At 36.3% G+C, this 20,194-nt stretch carries 19 protein-coding genes and 1 riboswitch; of the genes, 18 read left to right on the top strand and 1 reads right to left on the bottom strand.

All coding sequences use genetic code 11. The features are described 5' to 3' along the window. Positions 1–38: 38 nt before the first annotated feature. The 8 genes from AC6CHR_RS04850 to AC6CHR_RS04815 all read left to right on the top strand — a co-directional run bounded on the left by AC6CHR_RS04850 (position 39) and on the right by AC6CHR_RS04815 (position 9,912). Complete coding sequence (locus tag AC6CHR_RS04850) at positions 39–1,727, top strand: AMP-binding protein (protein ID WP_498247385.1); 1,689 nt, start codon at positions 39–41, stop codon at positions 1,725–1,727. A gap of 342 nt (positions 1,728–2,069) precedes the next feature. Continuing rightward, positions 2,070–2,654, top strand: coding sequence for a fatty acid metabolism transcriptional regulator FadR (gene fadR, locus AC6CHR_RS04845; protein ID WP_498247384.1), 585 nt, complete (start codon positions 2,070–2,072; stop codon positions 2,652–2,654). 146 nt (positions 2,655–2,800) lie between these two features. Then, positions 2,801–3,577, top strand: coding sequence for an enoyl-CoA hydratase (locus tag AC6CHR_RS04840; protein ID WP_498247383.1), 777 nt, complete (start codon positions 2,801–2,803; stop codon positions 3,575–3,577). Between the two features lie 130 nt (positions 3,578–3,707). Next, positions 3,708–4,481: an electron transfer flavoprotein subunit beta/FixA family protein gene (locus AC6CHR_RS04835; protein WP_498247382.1), complete on the top strand. Its 774-nt coding sequence runs from the start codon at positions 3,708–3,710 to the stop codon at positions 4,479–4,481. Positions 4,482–4,556: 75 nt separating this feature from the next. Further along, positions 4,557–5,534: an electron transfer flavoprotein subunit alpha/FixB family protein gene (locus tag AC6CHR_RS04830; RefSeq protein WP_498247381.1), complete on the top strand. Its 978-nt coding sequence runs from the start codon at positions 4,557–4,559 to the stop codon at positions 5,532–5,534. A gap of 231 nt (positions 5,535–5,765) precedes the next feature. Next, the gene (gene trxA, locus AC6CHR_RS04825; protein ID WP_498247380.1) at positions 5,766–6,080 is read left to right on the top strand and encodes a thioredoxin; all 315 of its coding nucleotides are present in this window, start codon (positions 5,766–5,768) and stop codon (positions 6,078–6,080) included. Between the two features lie 391 nt (positions 6,081–6,471). After that, a complete protein-coding gene (gene uvrC / locus AC6CHR_RS04820) occupies positions 6,472–8,244 on the top strand; it encodes an excinuclease ABC subunit UvrC (protein ID WP_498247379.1) in 1,773 nt (590 codons plus the stop codon). A gap of 82 nt (positions 8,245–8,326) precedes the next feature. After that, positions 8,327–8,506, top strand: a riboswitch (Lysine riboswitch). A gap of 176 nt (positions 8,507–8,682) precedes the next feature. Beyond that, on the top strand, positions 8,683–9,912 hold the full coding sequence (locus AC6CHR_RS04815) for an aspartate kinase (RefSeq protein WP_498247378.1): 1,230 nt from the start codon (positions 8,683–8,685) through the stop codon (positions 9,910–9,912). An 83-nt stretch (positions 9,913–9,995) separates the two neighbouring features. Here the strand turns inward: AC6CHR_RS04815 and AC6CHR_RS04810 are convergent, their stop codons facing one another. Next, positions 9,996–10,484: a YslB family protein gene (locus AC6CHR_RS04810; RefSeq protein ID WP_498247377.1), complete on the bottom strand. Its 489-nt coding sequence runs from the start codon at positions 10,482–10,484 to the stop codon at positions 9,996–9,998. Positions 10,485–11,173: 689 nt separating this feature from the next. Here AC6CHR_RS04810 and AC6CHR_RS04805 point away from each other — a divergent pair. The 10 genes from AC6CHR_RS04805 (at position 11,174) to AC6CHR_RS04760 (ending at position 20,193) form a co-directional block, all read left to right on the top strand. Then, positions 11,174–11,782, top strand: a complete 609-nt coding sequence (locus tag AC6CHR_RS04805; RefSeq protein ID WP_498247376.1) for a succinate dehydrogenase cytochrome b558 subunit — start codon at positions 11,174–11,176, stop codon at positions 11,780–11,782. A 38-nt stretch (positions 11,783–11,820) separates the two neighbouring features. Further along, on the top strand, positions 11,821–13,581 hold the full coding sequence (gene sdhA / locus AC6CHR_RS04800) for a succinate dehydrogenase flavoprotein subunit (protein WP_498247375.1): 1,761 nt from the start codon (positions 11,821–11,823) through the stop codon (positions 13,579–13,581). Next, the gene (sdhB, locus tag AC6CHR_RS04795; protein WP_498247374.1) at positions 13,581–14,342 is read left to right on the top strand and encodes a succinate dehydrogenase iron-sulfur subunit; all 762 of its coding nucleotides are present in this window, start codon (positions 13,581–13,583) and stop codon (positions 14,340–14,342) included. The genes sdhA and sdhB overlap by 1 nt, the downstream gene beginning before the upstream one ends. Before the next feature lie 124 nt (positions 14,343–14,466). Beyond that, entirely contained in the window at positions 14,467–14,928 is a 462-nt protein-coding gene (locus AC6CHR_RS04790; protein ID WP_498247373.1) for an acyl-CoA thioesterase, read from the top strand. A gap of 242 nt (positions 14,929–15,170) precedes the next feature. Beyond that, positions 15,171–15,395 carry a helix-turn-helix domain-containing protein gene (gene gerE, locus AC6CHR_RS04785; RefSeq protein ID WP_213382121.1) on the top strand — a complete coding sequence of 75 codons (225 nt, stop codon included), beginning with the start codon at positions 15,171–15,173 and terminating at the stop codon, positions 15,393–15,395. Between the two features lie 203 nt (positions 15,396–15,598). Beyond that, positions 15,599–16,051: a MarR family winged helix-turn-helix transcriptional regulator gene (locus AC6CHR_RS04780; protein ID WP_498247372.1), complete on the top strand. Its 453-nt coding sequence runs from the start codon at positions 15,599–15,601 to the stop codon at positions 16,049–16,051. Between the two features lie 9 nt (positions 16,052–16,060). Beyond that, entirely contained in the window at positions 16,061–16,882 is an 822-nt protein-coding gene (gene racE, locus AC6CHR_RS04775) for a glutamate racemase (RefSeq protein WP_498247371.1), read from the top strand. A 666-nt stretch (positions 16,883–17,548) separates the two neighbouring features. After that, positions 17,549–18,619, top strand: coding sequence for a GerMN domain-containing protein (locus AC6CHR_RS04770; RefSeq protein ID WP_498247369.1), 1,071 nt, complete (start codon positions 17,549–17,551; stop codon positions 18,617–18,619). Positions 18,620–18,835: 216 nt separating this feature from the next. Then, positions 18,836–19,603 carry a ribonuclease PH gene (gene rph / locus AC6CHR_RS04765; RefSeq protein ID WP_498247368.1) on the top strand — a complete coding sequence of 256 codons (768 nt, stop codon included), beginning with the start codon at positions 18,836–18,838 and terminating at the stop codon, positions 19,601–19,603. Further along, positions 19,600–20,193 carry an XTP/dITP diphosphatase gene (locus AC6CHR_RS04760; protein WP_498247366.1) on the top strand — a complete coding sequence of 198 codons (594 nt, stop codon included), beginning with the start codon at positions 19,600–19,602 and terminating at the stop codon, positions 20,191–20,193. Before rph ends, AC6CHR_RS04760 begins: the two co-directional genes overlap by 4 nt. Position 20,194: the final 1 nt, after the last annotated feature.

Here is a 20,194-nt window from a genome sequence, read left to right as displayed (position 1 = left end):
AGTCAATTAAAGGATCGTCTAATTAGGAGGAGAAGTAGATGGAAACTCAAAAACCATGGTTGAACCTTTATCCAGATGATATCCCTCACGAAATAAGTATTGATAAAAAACCGCTCAGTGCATACTTACAAGAAGCCACAGAAGAATTTCCAACCAAAACTGCCATTCACTTTTTAGGGAAAGAACTGACCTATTCGGAACTTTACAATCAATCTCTTAAGCTTGCTAATTATTTTCAATCGCTTGGTTTACAAAAGGGGGACCGGGTGTCAATTTCATTGCCTAACTGTCCGCAAGCTGTAATCGCCTATTATGGGGTGTTATTTGCGGGAGGGATTGTTGTTCAAACGAATCCTTTGTATATGGAAAGAGAACTTGAATATCAGCTTAAAGATAGTGGATCTACCTTTATAGTGACTCTTGATCTGTTATATCCAAGGGTATCAAAAATGAAAGCGTTAACAAGGTTGAAACATATTATCGTTACTAGTATAGGAGATTATTTACCATTTCCTAAAAATTTAATTTATCCTTTTATACAAAAAAGGCAAAATCAAATGGTAGTAAAGATTGAACATCAGGGTGATACACATTTGTTTAAAAAGATTATGGAAATAGCAAAACCGGATGTTAAGCAACCAATTATTGATCCTACAGAGGATATTGCTCTTCTTCAATATACTGGTGGAACAACAGGTTTCCCAAAGGGAGTCATGCTCTCACATGAAAACATTGTTGCAAATACACAAATGTGTGTGTCCTGGTTGTATAAATGTAAAAGAGGAGAGGAATCTGTTCTTGGCATTATACCATTCTTTCATGTATATGGGATGACAACTGTAATGAATTACTCAGTAATGCAAGGATTTAAAATGATTCTCTTACCTAAATTTGATGCAACAGATACCTTGAAAACAATTCAAAAATTAAAACCGACTCTTTTCCCGGGAGCTCCAACTATCTATATCGCTTTATTAAACCATCCCGATATTCAAAAATACGATTTATCATCTATTGATGGCTGTATGAGCGGTTCCGCTCCACTTCCAGTTGAAGTTCAGGAACAATTTGAAAAGGTGACTGGTGGGCGATTAGTTGAGGGTTATGGATTATCGGAGGCATCTCCAGTTACACATGCAAACTTTCTATGGGATAAAAGGAAGACAGGAAGCGTGGGGGTACCATGGCCAAATACTGATGCTGCTATTTATTCGTATGAAACTGGTGGTGTAGCAAAAGCGAATGAGTTAGGAGAAGTTGTTGTCAGAGGTCCGCAAATCATGAAAGGATATTGGAACAGAAAGGAAGAGACGGATGCTACAATCATTGATGGCTGGTTACAAACTGGAGATATTGGCTATATGGATGAAGAAGGATACTTCTATATTGTCGATCGCAAAAAAGATATGATCATTGCAGGTGGATATAATATTTATCCTCGCGAGATAGAAGAAGTACTGTATGAGAATAAAAAGGTCCAGGAAGTTGTTGTTGCTGGAGTACCAGATCCTTACCGGGGTGAAACGGTGAAGGCATATATTGTACTAAAAGACAATCAGTCTGCGACGTCGGAGGAGTTTGATGAATATGCACGCAAAAACTTAGCGGCATATAAAGTACCCCGTATTTATGAGTTTAGAGAGGAGTTACCAAAAACTGCAGTTGGGAAAATACTAAGGCGTGCATTAATAGAAGAAGAAAAGGAAAAATTAAAAAACATTAATTAATTCTCGTGTAAAAATGATTGTGCAAATAGAATTGTAAAAATCGCCCTTTGAATTTTAATCGTTTAACTCAAGAGGAAAAAGTTAAGTATAGAAGTCATAAGTGCTTGTTGATAGGCGTATCTGTCATCTAAAACTTTGTTCGAAATACAAAATCAATATGAAAGAAGCCTTAAATGTCTTGACCAGGTATTTTTATAAGTATAAAAGAGAGGTTGTACGGTAATAACCTCTCTAACACACTAATTCTTCTTCTCGTTTCTAAAAAGATACTTGACAGAAAGGAGAGTAAATTCTATGATTATTTTATGAATGATTATTCATTCATAAAAAGGAGAGTCGGAATTGAAACAGAAAAAACCAAAATATAAACAAATCATTGATGCAGCCGTTATTGTTATTGCTGAAAATGGCTACCATCAGGCACAAGTATCTAAAATTGCTAAACAAGCAGGTGTAGCGGATGGAACTATATATTTATACTTTAAGAATAAAGAAGATATTCTCGTTTCGCTTTTTCAAGAAAAAATGGGTGTCTTTATTGAAAATATAGAGGATGAAATTAGGTCTTCAGAAACCGCTGCAGAGAAGCTTTATACACTTATTAAGACACATTTTTCTTTACTATCGGCAGACCATCATTTAGCTATTGTTACTCAATTGGAGCTTAGGCAATCGAACAAGGAATTACGGATCCGAATAAATGAGGTTTTAAAAGGATATTTCAATGTTGTCGATAAAATCATTACGGAAGGCACAGAAACGGGTGAATTTAGAAAAGGGTTTGATCCACGCCTAGCAAGACAAATGATTTTTGGCACAATTGATGAGACTGTAACCACTTGGGTAATGAATGACCAGAAATATGATTTACCGAAGCAAGCAAAAAAGGTGCATGAATTAATTGTTTATGGATTTGTAAATTCATAAACAATTCATTTAAAACAAGCTAAGGAAAGGGACCTGAATACTTCCTAAGATGCATTAAAAAAGGAGTAAATAGGTGTAAACAAAAAAGTGATATTCCTACAAATAGTAATCATATGTTATAGGTAAGGGAACGAGGAGGATTGTTAATGGAATATATTAAGCGTAAACAAGAAGATTACATTGCTTTTGTGACAATAAGTCACTCACCAGCAAATGCGTTATCATCTAATGTTTTGCACGAACTCTCATCTTTGTTTGATGAACTTGAAAAAGACGATTCCACTCGAGTAATAATCTTGCATGGTGAAGGGAGATTTTTCTCCGCAGGGGCAGATATAAAAGAATTTGTTCGTGTACCATCAAGTAAAGAATTTTCAAATTTAGCCACTGATGGGCAGAGGTTATTTGAACGAATTGAGACATTTAAGAAACCAGTCATTGCTGCTATTCATGGGGCAGCATTAGGTGGGGGTTTAGAATTAGCGATGGCTTGTCATCTAAGACTAGTTACCGAAGATGCAAAGCTAGGACTTCCAGAATTACAATTGGGTCTGATTCCTGGATTTGGTGGGACACAACGATTACCTAAATATGTTGGTACAGGACGTGCGTTAGAAATGATGTTAACGAGTGAACCAATTTCAGGAGCAGATGCCGTAAAATTTGGACTTGCTAACCATTCATATACTGCTGAAGAAAGACTCCTTGAGGAAGCAAGCAAACTAGCTGCAAAATTCGCGCAAAAAAGCCCTCTTTCTGTGAAAGCAGTGATCTCTTTGTTAAATTCTGATAAAACAAATTCCTATGAAGAAGGGATGAAGCAGGAGGCTGAATGGTTCGGTGAGATCTTTGAAAGTGCTGATGCAAAAGAGGGAATATCGGCATTTATTGAGAAAAGAAAACCAAGGTTTATTGGGAAATAAGTGCATGACCGAATAGGATCTTAAATAGACAATCCTAAAAATCCAAAAGTCAATTTATACTAGCCAGGAGCAATAAACTTTTAGAAAAAAGCCTATAAAAAAATACTTAAGATAACATGGGGGAATGGAAATGAATATCTTCGTTATGATGAAAAGAACATTTGATACAGAGGAAAAAATCATCATACAAAATGGGCAGATAGATGCGGATGGGGCTGAATTTATTATTAATCCTTACGATGAATATGCCATAGAAGAGGCCATTCAATTACGAGACAAAAATGGAGGTGAGGTCACAGTTTTAACAATAGGAGGCGTTGAATCGGAGAAGGAATTACGTATAGCACTAGCGATGGGCTGTGATAAAGCAGTCTTAATCAATACGGAAGACGATTTTGATAATGGTGATCAATTTACGACATCAAGGATATTCGCAGAGTACTTTAAAGACAAAGAGATAGATCTTATTTTAGGGGGAAATGTTGCAATAGATGGTGGCTCAGGTCAGGTAGGTCCACGTTTGGCAGAACTACTGGATATTGCCTATGTCACAACAATAACTAAGCTTGAGGTGAGTGGTAATAAAGTAACAGTTACCCGGGATGTAGAAGGAGATTCAGAGGTTATTGAAACGAAATTACCACTATTAGTAACAGCTCAACAAGGGTTAAATGAGCCACGTTACCCATCCTTGCCTGGGATTATGAAGGCTAAGAAAAAGCCATTAGATGAAATTGAATTGGATGATCTTGATTTAGACGAAGATGATGTAGAAGCAAAAACGAAAACGATCGAAATCTACTTACCCACAAAAAAAGAAGCAGGAAAAGTATTAGATGGAGAAGTAGGAGACCAAGTTAAAGAACTTGTCTCATTACTTCGAAATGAAGCAAAGGTAGTTTAACTAAAAACATTAATTTAACGGAATATAAGGGACTGAGGAGAAATCAAAACGAATGATTGAACAGGGGGAAAAATCATGGCTAGAAAAGTACTAGTATTAGGTGAGGTTCGTGATCAAGTATTGCGTAATGTTTCGTTTGAAGCAATATCAGCTGGAAAAACAATTTCAGAAGGGGGAGAAGTTGTTGCTGTATTAATAGGTAAAGGCATTTCTTCACTTTCCTCCGAGCTCATTTATTATGGTGCAGACCGTGTTATAACGGTTGAAGATAATATGTTAAACACATATACATCAGATGGATTTTCCCAAGCATTATTAGCAGTCATTCAAAAGGAGCGGCCAGAGGCGATCATATTTGGCCATACAGCACTTGGCAAGGACTTGTCACCTAAAATAGCTGCAAAGTTAAATTCAGGTTTACTTTCAGATGTAACTGTAATTGAAGTAATTGGTGAAAATGTTGTATTTACACGACCTATATACTCAGGAAAAGCCTTTGAGAAAAAGATTGTGACAGATGGAATCATTTTTGCGACGATCAGACCAAATAATATTTCTCCTATAAAGAAAGATGAAGCAAGAACTGGTCAAACAGAATCAGTAACAGTTGATATAAAAGATTTGCGAACAATTGTTAAAGAAGTTGTTCGAAAGGCATCTGAAGGAGTAGATTTAGCTGAGGCGAAAGTTATTATTGCTGGTGGTCGTGGTGTGAAAAGTGAAGATGGATTCGAACCATTGAAAGAACTAGCACAAGTTTTAGGTGGAGCAGTTGGTGCTTCTCGGGGTGCGTGTGACGCAGATTACTGTGATTATTCTTTGCAAATCGGTCAAACTGGAAAAGTAGTAACACCAGATTTATACATTGCATGTGGTATTTCAGGTGCTATTCAACATTTAGCTGGTATGTCCAACTCCAAGGTGATAGTGGCCATTAATAAAGACCCAGAGGCCAATATCTTTAAGATAGCTGATTATGGTATAGTGGGTGACTTATTTGAAGTTGTACCGCTTCTAACAGAAGAATTTAAAAAGCTCAACATACATGCATAATCAATAGCTAACAGGGAGAAAGTAAAACGGTACCATTCTGAAGATATTCTGCACGCTATATGCGTGCCTTTTCTATTTTTTTTTACATAGAAGGTATAATGTCGGAGAAAAAATGGATGTTTTGATATTGAAACATAGGGAAAAGTAACTGTGAAGCAAATTGTTAGCTAACTTTGTATGTGAGTGCTATACTTTAAACATATTTTACCCTACAAATTAGGAGGAACAATAATGGCGATTACACATGTAACAGATGAAACATTCTCAAACGAAACAAACGATGGCGTCGTACTAGTAGATTTTTGGGCACCATGGTGCGGACCTTGTAAAATGATTGCTCCAGTTCTAGAAGAACTTGATTCAGATATGGGAGAAAAAGTTAAAATTGTTAAGGTTGACGTTGATGAAAATCAAGAAACTGCTGGAAAATTCGGCGTTATGAGCATCCCAACTTTACTAGTTCTTAAAAATGGTGAAGTTGTTGATAAAGCTGTAGGTTACCAACCAAAAGAAGCTCTTGCTGAAGTTCTAAACAAACATGTCTAAAAAAATTGGATTGACTTTTGTCAGTCCTTTTTTTATGCTCTGGTATACGATAAAAAGATCATTATTTATAGTGCGAAAAAGTAATAACTTGGCATTATAGCGTTGATTCTGTCATAGATGCCAATTTCTAATTTATTCTTTCGTTTGAATTTCTCATTTTTTACACCTTCTCAAATTATAAAAGACAATGAACACGTATAAATTATTATATGTGTTTTTTTTTGCATAAATTGAAAATGCTCAGTGAAAGACGGATCCTTTTACTCGTTAAGAGGTAGATTTAGACATTAGCTTGGTTAAGTGGGACTCTAGAAATGAGACGTGGTAAAATAAATGAAGGAGAACTTTTAGAAAAGAGCCATTAATACAAATAAAAATAGGAGTGTTTGCTATGATAGATCGCATTAAGGAAAAGCTTGCACTTCTTCCTGATCAACCCGGATGTTATATTATGAAGGATCGCCAGGGGACAGTGATTTATGTAGGTAAAGCGAAAGTATTAAAAAATCGCGTTCGTTCATATTTTACTGGTTCACATGACGGCAAAACTTTACGTTTAGTTAATGAAATAATTGATTTTGAATATATTGTTACGTCTTCTAATCTTGAAGCTTTAATACTAGAGTTAAACCTTATCAAAAAATATGATCCAAAATATAACGTAATGCTGAAGGATGATAAGACATATCCATTTATAAAAATAACCAATGAACGGCACCCACGTTTGCTTGTTACAAGAAAAGTAAAAAAGGATAAAGCGAAATACTTTGGACCATACCCTAATGTTCAATCAGCTCGTGAAACAATTAAGTTGCTTGATCGGTTATATCCTCTGAGAAAGTGTTCGACTTTACCTGATAAATCATGTCTGTATTATCATATGGGACAGTGCTTAGCACCTTGTGTGAAAGATGTCTCAGAGGAAACGAATCGTAAAATGGTAGAAGAAATAACAAAGTTTCTAAATGGGGGATATAAACAGATAAAAGAAGAGTTGTCCGGAAAAATGATGAAAGCATCTGAAGAGTTAGAATTTGAGCGGGCTAAGGAATACCGTGATCAAATGATTCATATTGAAGCAACAATGGAAAAGCAAAAAATGACACTAAATGATCATATAGACCGAGATGTATTTGGTTACGCATATGATAAAGGCTGGATGTGTGTTCAAGTCTTTTTTATCCGTCAGGGAAAGCTAATTGAACGAGATGTATCAACATTCCCAATTTATGATAGTCCTGAGCAAGAATTTTTAACGTATCTTGGTCAATTTTACTCGAAGGCAAGTCACTTCATACCAAAGGAAATACTATTACCGGATAGTGTAGAATATGATCTAGTTGAGCAGCTATTGGATGTAACAACATTACAACCTAAACGCGGTAAAAAGAAAGATTTAATCTTATTGGCCCATAAAAATGCTAAGCTTGCTTTAAAGGAAAAGTTTTACTTAATTGAAAGAGATGAAGAAAGAACAATAAAAGCTGTTGAAAATCTCGGCATTAAACTAGGTATTCATATTCCTCATCTTATTGAGGCCTTTGATAATTCCAATATACAAGGAACAGATCCGGTATCAGCAATGGTTGTTTTTGAAGATGGCAAGCCTGCAAAGAAACATTATCGAAAATACAAGATCAAAGATGTACAAGGCCCCGATGATTATGAATCAATGAGAGAAGTTGTAAGAAGACGTTATAGCCGTGTATTAAAAGACGACTTACCTCTTCCAGATCTAGTGATAATAGATGGAGGGAAGGGGCATTTATCAGCAGCTCAAGACGTACTTGAAAATGAATTAGGTTTAGACATACCCGTTGCTGGTTTAGTTAAAGACGATAAACATCGAACCTCTGAATTAATGATTGGTTCCCCACCTACATTCATTCCACTAGAGAGAAATAGTCAAGAATTCTATCTATTACAAAGAATTCAAGATGAGGTTCACCGATTTGCGATTACATTTCATCGACAGCTTAGAGGGAAAAATGCTTTTCAATCGATTTTAGATCATATACCAGGAGTAGGTTTCCAACGGAAAAAGGCATTGCTTAAGCACTTTGGTTCCTTGAAGAAAATGAAAGAAGCAAGTATCGAACAATTCAAGGAAGCAGGAATTTCCGAAAAACTAGCCAAGGTTATCATGGAACACTTAAAGGATTAATAGCAATTGGTGAAATTATCTTGCATGATTCAAAGAAGTTTGTTAGTATAATATAAATTTCATATGTGATCGTTAGTTTGTTAATGATGGTAGAGGTGCGAACTTCAAAAGTAGCCAGTTAGAGGAGAAAGGTATCCGATGACAATTGGTGAAAGGGGTGTTCGCCGAAGTAGTTAAAGCACCATTTGCTTTAATTGCTGGTTTTACATTTAAGAGATGTAAAACTGTCAAGAGACATGTTTCTTGGAGAGCTATCTCATTGTAGTTAGTAAGCAATGGGATGTATTATGTCTCATTGCTTTTTTGTCGTTTTTTATTGTTAACTAACTTCCTGATTGCTAGTTCTTGATGACTTATTAATACACTGGCAACGCATATGACTTTACATAATTTACGATTATAAAAAACACATTGAATGTGAAGAAGGGTGAGATTAATTTGGGTATTATCGTTCAGAAATTCGGAGGCACATCAGTTGCTACAGTTGAAAGAATTCAGCATGTAGCAAGCCGTGTTATTCAGGAGAAAGAAAATGGAAACCATGTAGTAGTAGTTGTATCAGCAATGGGGAAATCAACTGACAAGCTTGTTGATCTTGCTAATCAAATCACATCTAAACCTAGTAAAAGAGAAATGGATATGCTTCTTACAACAGGTGAACAAGTGACAATCTCCCTCTTGACTATGTCCTTACAAGAAAAGGGACATAAAGCTACTTCTCTTACAGGATGGCAAGCAGGAATTGAAACAGAAGCAAGACATGGTAATGCAAGAATTACTAAAATAGACCCTAATCATATAAAGGCTGAACTAAGCGAAGGAAAGATTGTTGTAGTAGCTGGCTTTCAAGGAGTGTCAGAGGAAGATGAAATAACAACTTTAGGTAGGGGGGGATCTGATACAACAGCAGTCGCCCTTGCAGCCGCTTTTAAAGCAGATAAATGTGATATTTATACCGATGTAACAGGTGTTTTCACCACAGACCCTAGAGTTGTAAAAAGTGCACGAAAATTACAATCAATTTCTTATGATGAAATGCTTGAATTAGCAAATCTAGGTGCAGGTGTTTTACACCCACGAGCAGTTGAATTTGCGAAAAATTATAATGTATCACTTGAAGTACGTTCTAGTATGAAAGAAGAAAGAGGCACCATCATAGAGGAGGAAACAAAAATGGAACAAAATTTAGTTGTTAGAGGGATTGCATTCGAAGATCAAGTAACGAGAGTTTCGGTTCTAGGTTTGCCAAATGAATTGTCAACACTGTCGACTATTTTTTCTACATTAGCCAAAAATGGTTTAAACGTGGATATCATCATTCAAAGTACGACTAGTGATCAAAAAACATCGATTTCATTTTCAGTAAAAACAGTGGATCTTGAGGATACAATTGTCATACTTGAGCAACATAAAACGACTTTAAATTATGCAAAAATCGAATCGGAATCAGGGTTATCTAAAGTCTCAATTGTTGGTTCAGGAATGGTTTCAAACCCAGGTGTTGCTGCCGAAATGTTTGAAGTACTGGCTAATGAAGGAATTGAAATAAAAATGGTTAGCACTTCTGAAATAAAAGTATCTACAGTTATTTCACAAGAACATATGGTAACAGCTGTTGATATACTCCATCAAGCATTTGACCTTTCAAAAGTGTCAGTTAGAATATAACGTGAAAAAAATAGGGTCCCATGATTAGGTTAGCTTGCTGCATCTAGGTGAGCTAACCTAATTATTAGAGTCCCTGAAAAATACTATCGTGTCTTACCACTACGCTTGCCGAATGTGGATTCTTCAATTTCATCTTTTTGATCCCATTTCACAGTGAATACGACTCTATTAGCACGTTTTTTAACTTGCTCAAATGTTTCGGTTATATACTTGTTCATTGTTTGCAGTTGTTCTGCTAGAAAACCAGCTTCTAATTGAAAGCTAAAATCAGTTGTCTTTTTAAATCTGTGTGAAATGAGCTCTCCACTGAGCTCGAATTCTAATTCATTCTTTTTGGTATCCACCAAAGTGAGGTTTCCCCATCCTGCAGTTGCAAAAAAAGTTGAGATTTCCTCAATTGTAGTTATTGGATATTTACGTGCTAAGCTTTTTCCAGCCCAATACAGCATTTGAGGATGATCAGTCCCAAGGATATCTGGGATCAAGACCTCTCTTAGTAGTTCTAAACCGAATGCTGGAGCTTGTTTATCACTTAATTCTTCAATAGTTATGAGTGTAGATTGTTTATTCACGGTATTCCCCTCTTTCTAGGTTTTATTATATAACAAGAGTAGGTGTGAAAAACATGTAATATTAACTAAACAGGAGTTTTGGCACAATAGTTTCTTTTTAATTTTCTATAACAGCATATTTATATTGGGATTTAGAATGTTTTTCCATCTAGGATAATCAGGTTTTATTTATCGCTGAATTTACTTTATTAGATGCAAAATCATGGATTATCTATCTGAAATGAAATACCTATGTTCTTCATTTCGATATATTGATAAAATTAAATTGAAAGAATTAAAGATTTGTCGAAAAATTAAAATTTATGAACGCGTTTTCTTGACGCTCTTACTTTATGGGAGTAAAATAAATTTGTCACAATTTATCTCGAGTTAGCAGAGTCTATTAATCTGCCTGTTCATTCCCAGTATGATTTTACCCTGGTCATTTATGACCTTAATGATGATTAATTATAGGCGGTTTTTACAAGGATCGTTGTTTTTTAAAAGGACGAAAACATTGTTTAATTGGTTTTGGACATCTTTAAGTATGATATAAACTCCTGTGACCAAGAATAAACGGTTTTTATAAGTAAAGACAACAAAGATTAGACCAGAGCCTTAATTAACTGAATCAAAAAAGATTATTGGGTGAAAATTAAGAGTTTTTAAGTTAAATGTGTTCGCATTATTGAAACTAGGGGGTAAGTTTAATGGCTGGAAACAAAGAGTTTGTGAATCGTAGACTGCATTCATTATTAGGTGTCATTCCTGTAGGCCTCTTTTTAGTTCAGCATCTTGTAGTCAATCATTTTGCTACAAGAGGGGCAGAGGCTTTTAACCAAGCATCTCACTTTATGGAAATGCTTCCTTTTAGGTATGTTTTGGAAGTGTTTGTTATCTTCCTTCCACTTTTATACCATGCAATTTACGGTGTTTACATTGCATTTACTGCAAAGAACAATGTAAGTAATTATAGCTTTGTTCGCAACTGGCTATTTATCCTGCAACGTATTACAGGAATTATTACATTCATTTTCGTTGCATGGCATGTGTGGGAAACTAGAATTGCTGCAGCACTAGGAGCAGAAGTAAACTATGACATGATGGCTTCCATTTTGAGTAGTCCTTTTATGTTAGTATTTTATCTTGTTGGGGTTATTTCAACTGTGTTCCATTTTGCTAATGGTTTATGGTCATTTGCAGTAAGTTGGGGAATTACAGTTTCGCCACGCTCACAGGTTATCTCAACATATGTTACACTTGCTATATTTATAGCGCTTACAATTGTAGGGGTTCGAGCGATTTTTGCATTCGTCTAATCCAGATCCAGTTATAGCTATTAAAAGGAGTGGGGTTAATGAGTAAGAATAAGATTATCGTCGTTGGAGGCGGTCTTGCTGGCTTAATGGCAACGATGAAAGCCGCTGAAGCAGGCGTTCAAGTAGATTTATTTTCACTAGTACCCGTAAAACGTTCTCACTCTGTCTGTGCACAAGGTGGAATTAACGGGGCTGTAAATACGAAAGGTGAAGGTGATTCACCTTGGGAGCATTTTGATGATACGGTTTACGGAGGGGATTTCTTAGCAAACCAGCCACCAGTTAAAGCGTTGGCTGACGCAGCTCCTTCTATCATTCACTTATTTGACCGATTAGGTGTAATGTTTAACCGTACTCCTGAGGGGTTACTAGATTTTAGACGATTTGGTGGCACTCAGTATCACCGTACTGCATTTGCAGGTGCGACTACAGGACAACAGTTACTTTATGCATTAGATGAACAGGTTAGACGTTATGAAGTCGCTGGTCTTGTTACGAAATACGAAGGATGGGAATTCTTAGGTGCTGTAATCGACGATGATCGTGTATGTCGAGGAATTACTGCTCAGAATCTTACATCTATGCAAATTGAATCATTCCGTGCTGATGCTGTGATCATGGCATCAGGAGGACCTGGTATTATATTTGGTAAATCAACAAACTCAATCATTAACACCGGTTCTGCTGCATCTATCGTTTATCAACAAGGTGTAACATATGCGAATGGTGAATTTATTCAAATACATCCAACTGCAATCCCTGGTGATGATAAACTACGTCTAATGAGTGAATCTGCCCGTGGTGAAGGTGGACGAGTTTGGACATACAAAGATGGAAAACCATGGTACTTCCTTGAAGAGAAATATCCGGCATATGGAAATTTAGTACCTCGTGATATTGCAACTCGTGAAATCTTTGATGTTTGCGTGGAACAGAAACTAGGTATTAACGGAGAAAACATGGTATACCTTGATTTATCTCACAAAGATCCTAAAGAATTGGATATTAAGCTTGGTGGAATTATCGAAATCTATGAAAAATTCATGGGAGATGATCCGCGTAAAGTACCAATGAAAATCTTCCCAGCCGTTCACTATTCAATGGGTGGCCTATGGGTAGATTACGATCAAATGACAAATATCCCAGGCTTATTTGCAGCAGGGGAATGTGACTATTCTATGCATGGTGCAAATCGTTTAGGTGCAAATTCATTACTTTCAGCAGTTTATGGTGGGATGGTTGCAGGTCCAAATGCTGTTAAGTATATTAATGGTTTAGAAAAAAACACGGATGATCTTTCATCATCCTTATTTGAAGGTTATGTTAAGCAGGAAGAAGAAAAATGGAATAATGTAATGAGTTTAGATGGTAAAGAAAATGCATATGTTCTTCATAAGGAATTGGGAGAATGGATGACGGATAATGTTACTGTTGTAAGATATAATGATAGACTTCTAAAAACGGATGATAAGATTCAAGAGCTTATCGAACGTTTTGATAAGATTAATATTAACGATACAGCTAAATGGAGTAATCAAGGAGCTACTTTCACACGTCAATTAAAAAATATGCTTCAGTTATCACGTGTTATTACACTAGGTGCATATAATCGTAACGAAAGTCGTGGAGCACATTATAAACCAGATTTCCCTGAACGTAATGATGAGGAATTCTTAAAAACAACAATGGCTACACATACGGGTGACAATACTGCTCCAGAATTTAATTATGATGATGTTGACGTTTCGTTAATCAAACCACGTAAACGTGACTATTCAGTAAGTAAGGGGGATAAATAATGAGCGAGAAAAAAGTAGTTCAATTTATTATTACCCGACAAGATTCACCAGAAGATAAGCCATATGAAGAAAAGTTTGAAGTACCATATCGTCCAAATATGAATGTTATATCAGCGTTAATGGAAATTCGTAGAAATCCTGTGAATACTGAAGGGAAACAAACAACACCGATTAACTGGGATATGAACTGTCTAGAAGAAGTATGTGGAGCATGTTCAATGGTGATTAATGGAACGCCGCGTCAATCCTGTTCCGCATTAGTAGATAAGCTAGTTCAGCCAATTCGCCTTGAACCGATGCGTACATTTCCTGTCGTTCGTGATCTACAAGTTGATCGTAAGCGCATGTTTGATTCTCTTAAAAAGGTTAAAGCTTGGATTCCGGTTGATGGTACGTACGATTTAGGTCCTGGACCACGTATGCCTGAGAAAAAGCGACAATGGGCATATGAATTATCAAAATGTATGACATGTGGAGTATGCTTAGAAGCATGTCCAAATGTTAATAGTAAATCTAATTTCATTGGACCAGCTCCATTATCCCAAGTCCGTTTATTTAATGCACATCCAACGGGTGAAATGAATAAATCAGAGCGACTTGAGACGATCATGGGGGACGGTGGTTTAGCCAACTGTGGGAATTCACAGAACTGTGTTCAATCATGTCCAAAAGGTATACCTTTAACAACGTCGATTGCAGCTTTAAACCGTGACACAACCATTCAATCGTTCCGTAGTTTCTTTGGTAGTGACCAAGGCTAAATATATAATAGAAGTAGGACTGACTTTCATAAAGGTCAGTCCTTTTCTTTGAATATATTCATCTAACTAGAGCTACAAACTTTAAAACATGAGTCTGCAGGAAAAATGGAAAGGAATGACCGACTTGAAAAAAATTTCATATATAGACAGTTTCGATGAAACTTATAAAAATAGTTTTTCCTTCTCACATAAGATAAAAATAAGATTTTCTGAAACAGATATGTTTGGACATATGAACAATACGGTTCCATTTACATATTTTGAAGAAGGAAGGATTGAATTTTTTAAAAGCGTCGGTTTAATGGAAAAATGGATGAGTCTTAATCGAGAAAATATTCCAGTTGTTGCTGACCTACAATGTGATTTTATGAAGCAAGCTTTTTTTGATAATATGATCACATTATATGTAAAAGTGAATCATATCGGACATTCATCTATAGATCTTCATTATTTAGGTGTAAATCAAGGTGAAGATTGTCTATTCGTAGGAAGAGGGACTATTGTACAGATTTCTACAATAACAGGAAAAGGAGTTTCATGGTCTGAAGAAGAGAGAATTTTATTGGAAAGTTATTCAAACAATTAGTGAGAAATCTTTGTTAGACAACAATTGCTTTCAACAAACTAGATCATGTAATAGGTCCTCCGACAATCTCTACTCAGACATCCAAAATCATTTGCACAAAAAAACAAAATAAATAATGCAAATAAAGGTCATTTTTACCATCTATTTGTAACAGTCCACACCATTAACACATAATATATGTTGACTAAATATATCCCCATCCGTTTGATCAGCTCTCACCTTAGCAAGGAGGGTTACAATACTTGAAAGAGAAAGAGTTTCAATCAAAGCCACTACTCACGAAAAGAGAGAGAGAAGTTTTCGAATTGTTAGTTCAAGATAAAACCACAAAGGAGATAGCTAGCGACCTCTTCATAAGCGAAAAGACGGTTCGAAACCATATCTCGAATGCGATGCAAAAGCTTGGAGTTAAGGGACGTTCACAAGCGGTTGTTGAGCTCCTTCGAATGGGTGAACTAGAGCTCTAACCTAAAACCGGCCTCCTTTAAGTAAGGAGGCCGGTTATTATGATTACGTTACCGAACTTTCTATGATAAAGCTTGTTGAGCATATGTAACTTGCATTTTATGAAAAAAAAAGAGAAAATATAAAGTGATATGCATTTCCTGAATGTTGTCTTACCTAACATAAAGAAACACAGCATATCACTACTTATTAGTGAGGTTCTAAGGTGACTAACAATACTGAAAAAGTGAATGAACAGACTGTAGTTGATCTAGAGAAAGCACTACGTCATATATCGGGTATTATTAAGCAAAAGGGTCGAGAAATACTTAATGATTATGCCATCACTCCCCCACAATTTGTTGTTTTGCAATGGCTTTGGGAAAATGGAGATTTAACAATTGGTGAACTTTCTAATAAAATATATTTGGCGTGTAGCACAACAACTGATTTAATAGATCGCATGGAAAAAAAAGAATTGCTCATGAGGGTGAAAGACCCAAAAGATCGAAGAGTCGTACGAATTCATTTACTTAAGGAAGGCGAACGTATCATTGAAGAAGTAATTTATAAACGTCAAAATTACTTAAAGGGTAGGCTCGTAAATTTTAATGATGATGAATTATCTGTACTAGAAAAGGCATTAATCAAATTACAACATGATATGAGAGAAGAATGAGGCGATTTTTTGAAAAGACCAATCGGTGTCATTGATTCTGGAGTCGGTGGATTAACTGTCGCAAAAGAAATCATGAGACAATTACCAAAAGAAGAAATTATCTACTTAGGTGACACAGCACGATGTCCTTATGGACCGAGACCGGCGGAAGAGGTACGTCGTTTTACATGGGAACTGACTAATTACTTACTTGAAAATCACCATATTAAGATGCTTGTCATCGCTTGTAATACAGCAACTGCAATTGCCTTACAAGAAATTCAGGAGAATACGAATATACCTGTTATTGGTGTGATTTTTCCGGGAGCAAGAACAGCTGTTAAAGTTACCAAAAATGATCATATTGGTGTTATTGGAACAATTAATACGATAGAAAGTGCAGCATATGAAACATCTCTAAAAACATTAAATAATAGTTTAACAGTTGAAAGTCTTGCTTGTCCTAAATTTGTTCCACTAGTAGAAAGTGGTGAATTTGAAGGTGAAGAAGCACGGATAATTATTGAAGAATCATTAGCTTCTTTTAGAAATTTTACAATTGATACATTGATTCTTGGTTGCACTCATTATCCAATTTTACAACCACAGATTGAGGAATATATGGGACAAGCAGTAAGAATCATTTGTTCTGGTGATGAAACTGCTAGAGAGGTTAGTACAATCCTATCCTTTAAAAGAGTACTAAACCAAACTTCGGGTGAAAAGAAACATTTATTTTTAACGACTGGTCCTAAACAATTGTTTGAGAAGATCGCATCAAAATGGTTTGAACATCCAATTGAAAATGTACGGTCTATTTCGTTGAATAATGTCGAGAATGTAAAATTTTAATAAATTTGAACAGAAACACGATGTGAAAATCCGTCGTGTTTTTGTTTTGTGTTCTGACTTTGTAACACTGCTTTAGAAAATAGGAAAGTATTATTGTAGTTAGTCTTTGATAGGGCAACATCGAATCGCTTTGCTCTTCGTGTTTCCTTTATCTCATTGAGGAGTGCTCCGGTTCATACGGAGCTTAACGGCTATTGCGCTTTTCGAGTTGTCTAGCTTCAGGCGCCATCGACTCGAGGTCATAAGCCAATCCGTCTAGAAGGTTAAAGAGCAACCTTCCAGCCGTTTCGTCTTATGCTTGTCGTCGATGAACGGACGCCTTGCGCTTTTCGAGTTGTCTAGCTTCAGGCGCCATCGACTCGAGGTCATAAGCCAATCCGTCTAGAAGGTTAAAGAGCAACCTTCCAGCCGTTTCGTCTTATGCTTGTCGTTGATGAACGGGCGCCTTGCGCTTTTCGAGTTGTCTAGCTTCAGGCGCCATCGACTCAAGGTCATAAGCCAATCCGTCTAGAAGGTTAAAGAGCAACCTTCCAGCCGTCTCGTCTTATGCTTGTCGTCGATGAACGGGCGCCTTGCGCTTTTCTTAAAAGTTTGTACAAAAATTCGGTCTAAAACAATTAATAGCTCGTATACATAGTAGTACAAACTGCCTTTGGAGGGATTTTAATGTCTAAATACAACAAACAGATTGCAATTACTGTCATTGCGTCATCAATGCTACTCTCTGGTTGTGGTTTATTCGACGCTGAGAAAACAGCGAAGGAAATTGATCCACCTCAAGATATTACATTAACCGAGAATGGGGAAGAAAAGCAGTCGGTTGGTGATGTCGAGGATGTGAAGGGGGAGGAAGCAGCAGAAAACGTGATTAGTCAATTATTTTTAATTGATGAAAATGGTTTTGTTGTACCATATGCGATGAACCTCCCAGAAACAAAGAGTGTAGCAAAACAAGCATTAGAATACTTAGTGGAGGGCGGTCCAATATCTAATGTGCTACCTGATGGTTTTAGAGCTGTTCTACCTCAAGATACACAGGTAATAGGAGTAAATATTAAAGATGGGACAGCAGTTGCTGATTTCTCTAAAGAATTTAATAATTATAACAAAGAAGATGAAGCGAAAATTTTACAGGCTATAACATGGACACTAACTCAGTTTGAATCGGTTGAAGACGTGAAAATTTGGGTGAATGGTCATGAACAAACAGAGATGCCTGTAAATGGAACACCGATTTTGGATGGCGTTAGCAGAGAGAATGGAATCAATCCTGATTCTAGTGACGTGGTTGACATTACAAATACTCATCCACTAACTGTCTACTATACAGCTGAATCAAATGGAAAGCAGTATTATGTTCCTGTCACAAAGCGTATAAGCAATACAGAAACTGATTCAATTGTTTCTGCAATTAATGAACTTGTAAAAGGTCCTTCGCTCTCCACGGGATTGATGACTGGTTTCCAAGACGGCGTTGAATTAGTCAATGCTCCAAAATATGAAGACGGAAAAGTAACTTTAGATTTTAATGAAGCGATATTTGGTAGCTTTGATGAAGAACAAAAAATTATTTCTTCAGAAGCACTTCAATCATTAGTTTTAACATTAACGGAGCAACCAGGTATTGAAAGTGTTGCTGTAACTGTTAATGGAAAAGCTGAATTGCTAAAAGAAAACGGAGAGAAGTTAACAGAACCGGTAACAAGACCAACTAAGGTAAACACAGGTAGTTTTTAATTATAAGTTTTTGTTATACTATAAACAGGGTAAAAAGAGGTAAGCTGCTACTAGCTACCTCTTCTTTCTTGTTTATACATATTGTTGTTTTTAATACCATTGTTGGGTTTCAAAATGATCACTAATTACATATTTTTATGTGGCAAAGACTTTAGAAAAGTAACCAGGACTCTTAAAGGAGTCTAGAAAGTGAATTTACATAGGAGGGAAATAAGAATGAGACATGATGGTCGTAGGGTAGATCAGTTAAGGTCAGTTGATTTCGTAAAAGATTTTGTTATTCATCCGGAAGGATCCGTCTTGATTACTGTTGGAAACACGAAGGTCATATGTAATGCAAGTATTGAAGACAGGGTCCCACCATTTATGCGTGGAGCGGGTAAGGGTTGGATTACAGCTGAGTATTCAATGCTTCCACGAGCGACTGAACAACGGACAATCAGAGAATCGGCTAAGGGTAAAATCAGCGGACGGACAATGGAAATACAACGATTAATAGGTAGATCATTACGCGCAGTTGTTGATCTCAAAGCATTAGGTGAAAGAACGATTTGGATCGATTGTGATGTGATTCAAGCTGATGGTGGAACTAGAACCGCTTCGATTACAGGAGCATTTGTTGCCATGACTTTAGCGTTGGGTAAGTTAGTAACGGATGGAAAACTGAAAGTATTGCCAATTTCAGATTACCTTGCCGCGGTTTCTGTTGGCATTGACAAAACGCATGGTGAGATCTTAGATTTGGATTATCAAGAAGATTCTACTGCCGAAGTTGATATGAATGTAATTATGACCTCTAAGGGTAATCTTGTTGAATTACAAGGAACAGGTGAAGAATCTACATTCTCTAGAAGTCAATTGACTAGTATGCTTGATTTAGCTGAAGATGGGGTGCAATCATTAATCCAACTTCAAAAACAAGCTCTTGGAGATTTATCACTTATCATTGCAGAAAATATAAATAAACAGGCTGATACAGTATGAAAAATATAATAATTGCAACTAAAAACCCTGGGAAAGTAAAGGAATTCACTACATTGTTAACACCAATGGGATTTCACGTTAAATCACTTTTAGATTTTCCTAAATCCATTGATGTGGAAGAGACTGGTACTACATTCGAAGAAAATGCGTTATTAAAGGCTGAAGCAATTTCAAAAGAATATGATCAAATAACAATAGCAGATGATTCTGGTCTAATTGTTGATTATTTAGGAGGTAAACCAGGGATCTTTTCGGCTAGATATGCGGGTCTTGCAAGAGATGATCAGGCTAACATGTTTAAGGTTTTAAATGAATTAGCAGATGTACCTAATCAAGAGGATCGCTCAGCTAGATTTGTTTGTGCACTAGCGTTATCGATACCTGGTCAAAAAAATAAAACAGTTATAGGAACTTGTGAGGGATATATTGCTCAAAATCCAGAGGGTGAGAATGGATTTGGCTATGACCCAATCTTTATCGTTAAAGACAAACTTGAAATAATGGCTAACTTGTCAAAAGAAGAAAAAAATAGGATTAGTCATCGTGCAAGTGCACTAAAAAAATTATCGGTATTAATTAACGATTTTTAAA

The organism is Metabacillus sp. GQ13 (assembly GCF_059758525.1).
Note: the sequence above shows the minus strand (reverse complement) of the source record. Positions and strands in the feature narration are given on the sequence as shown.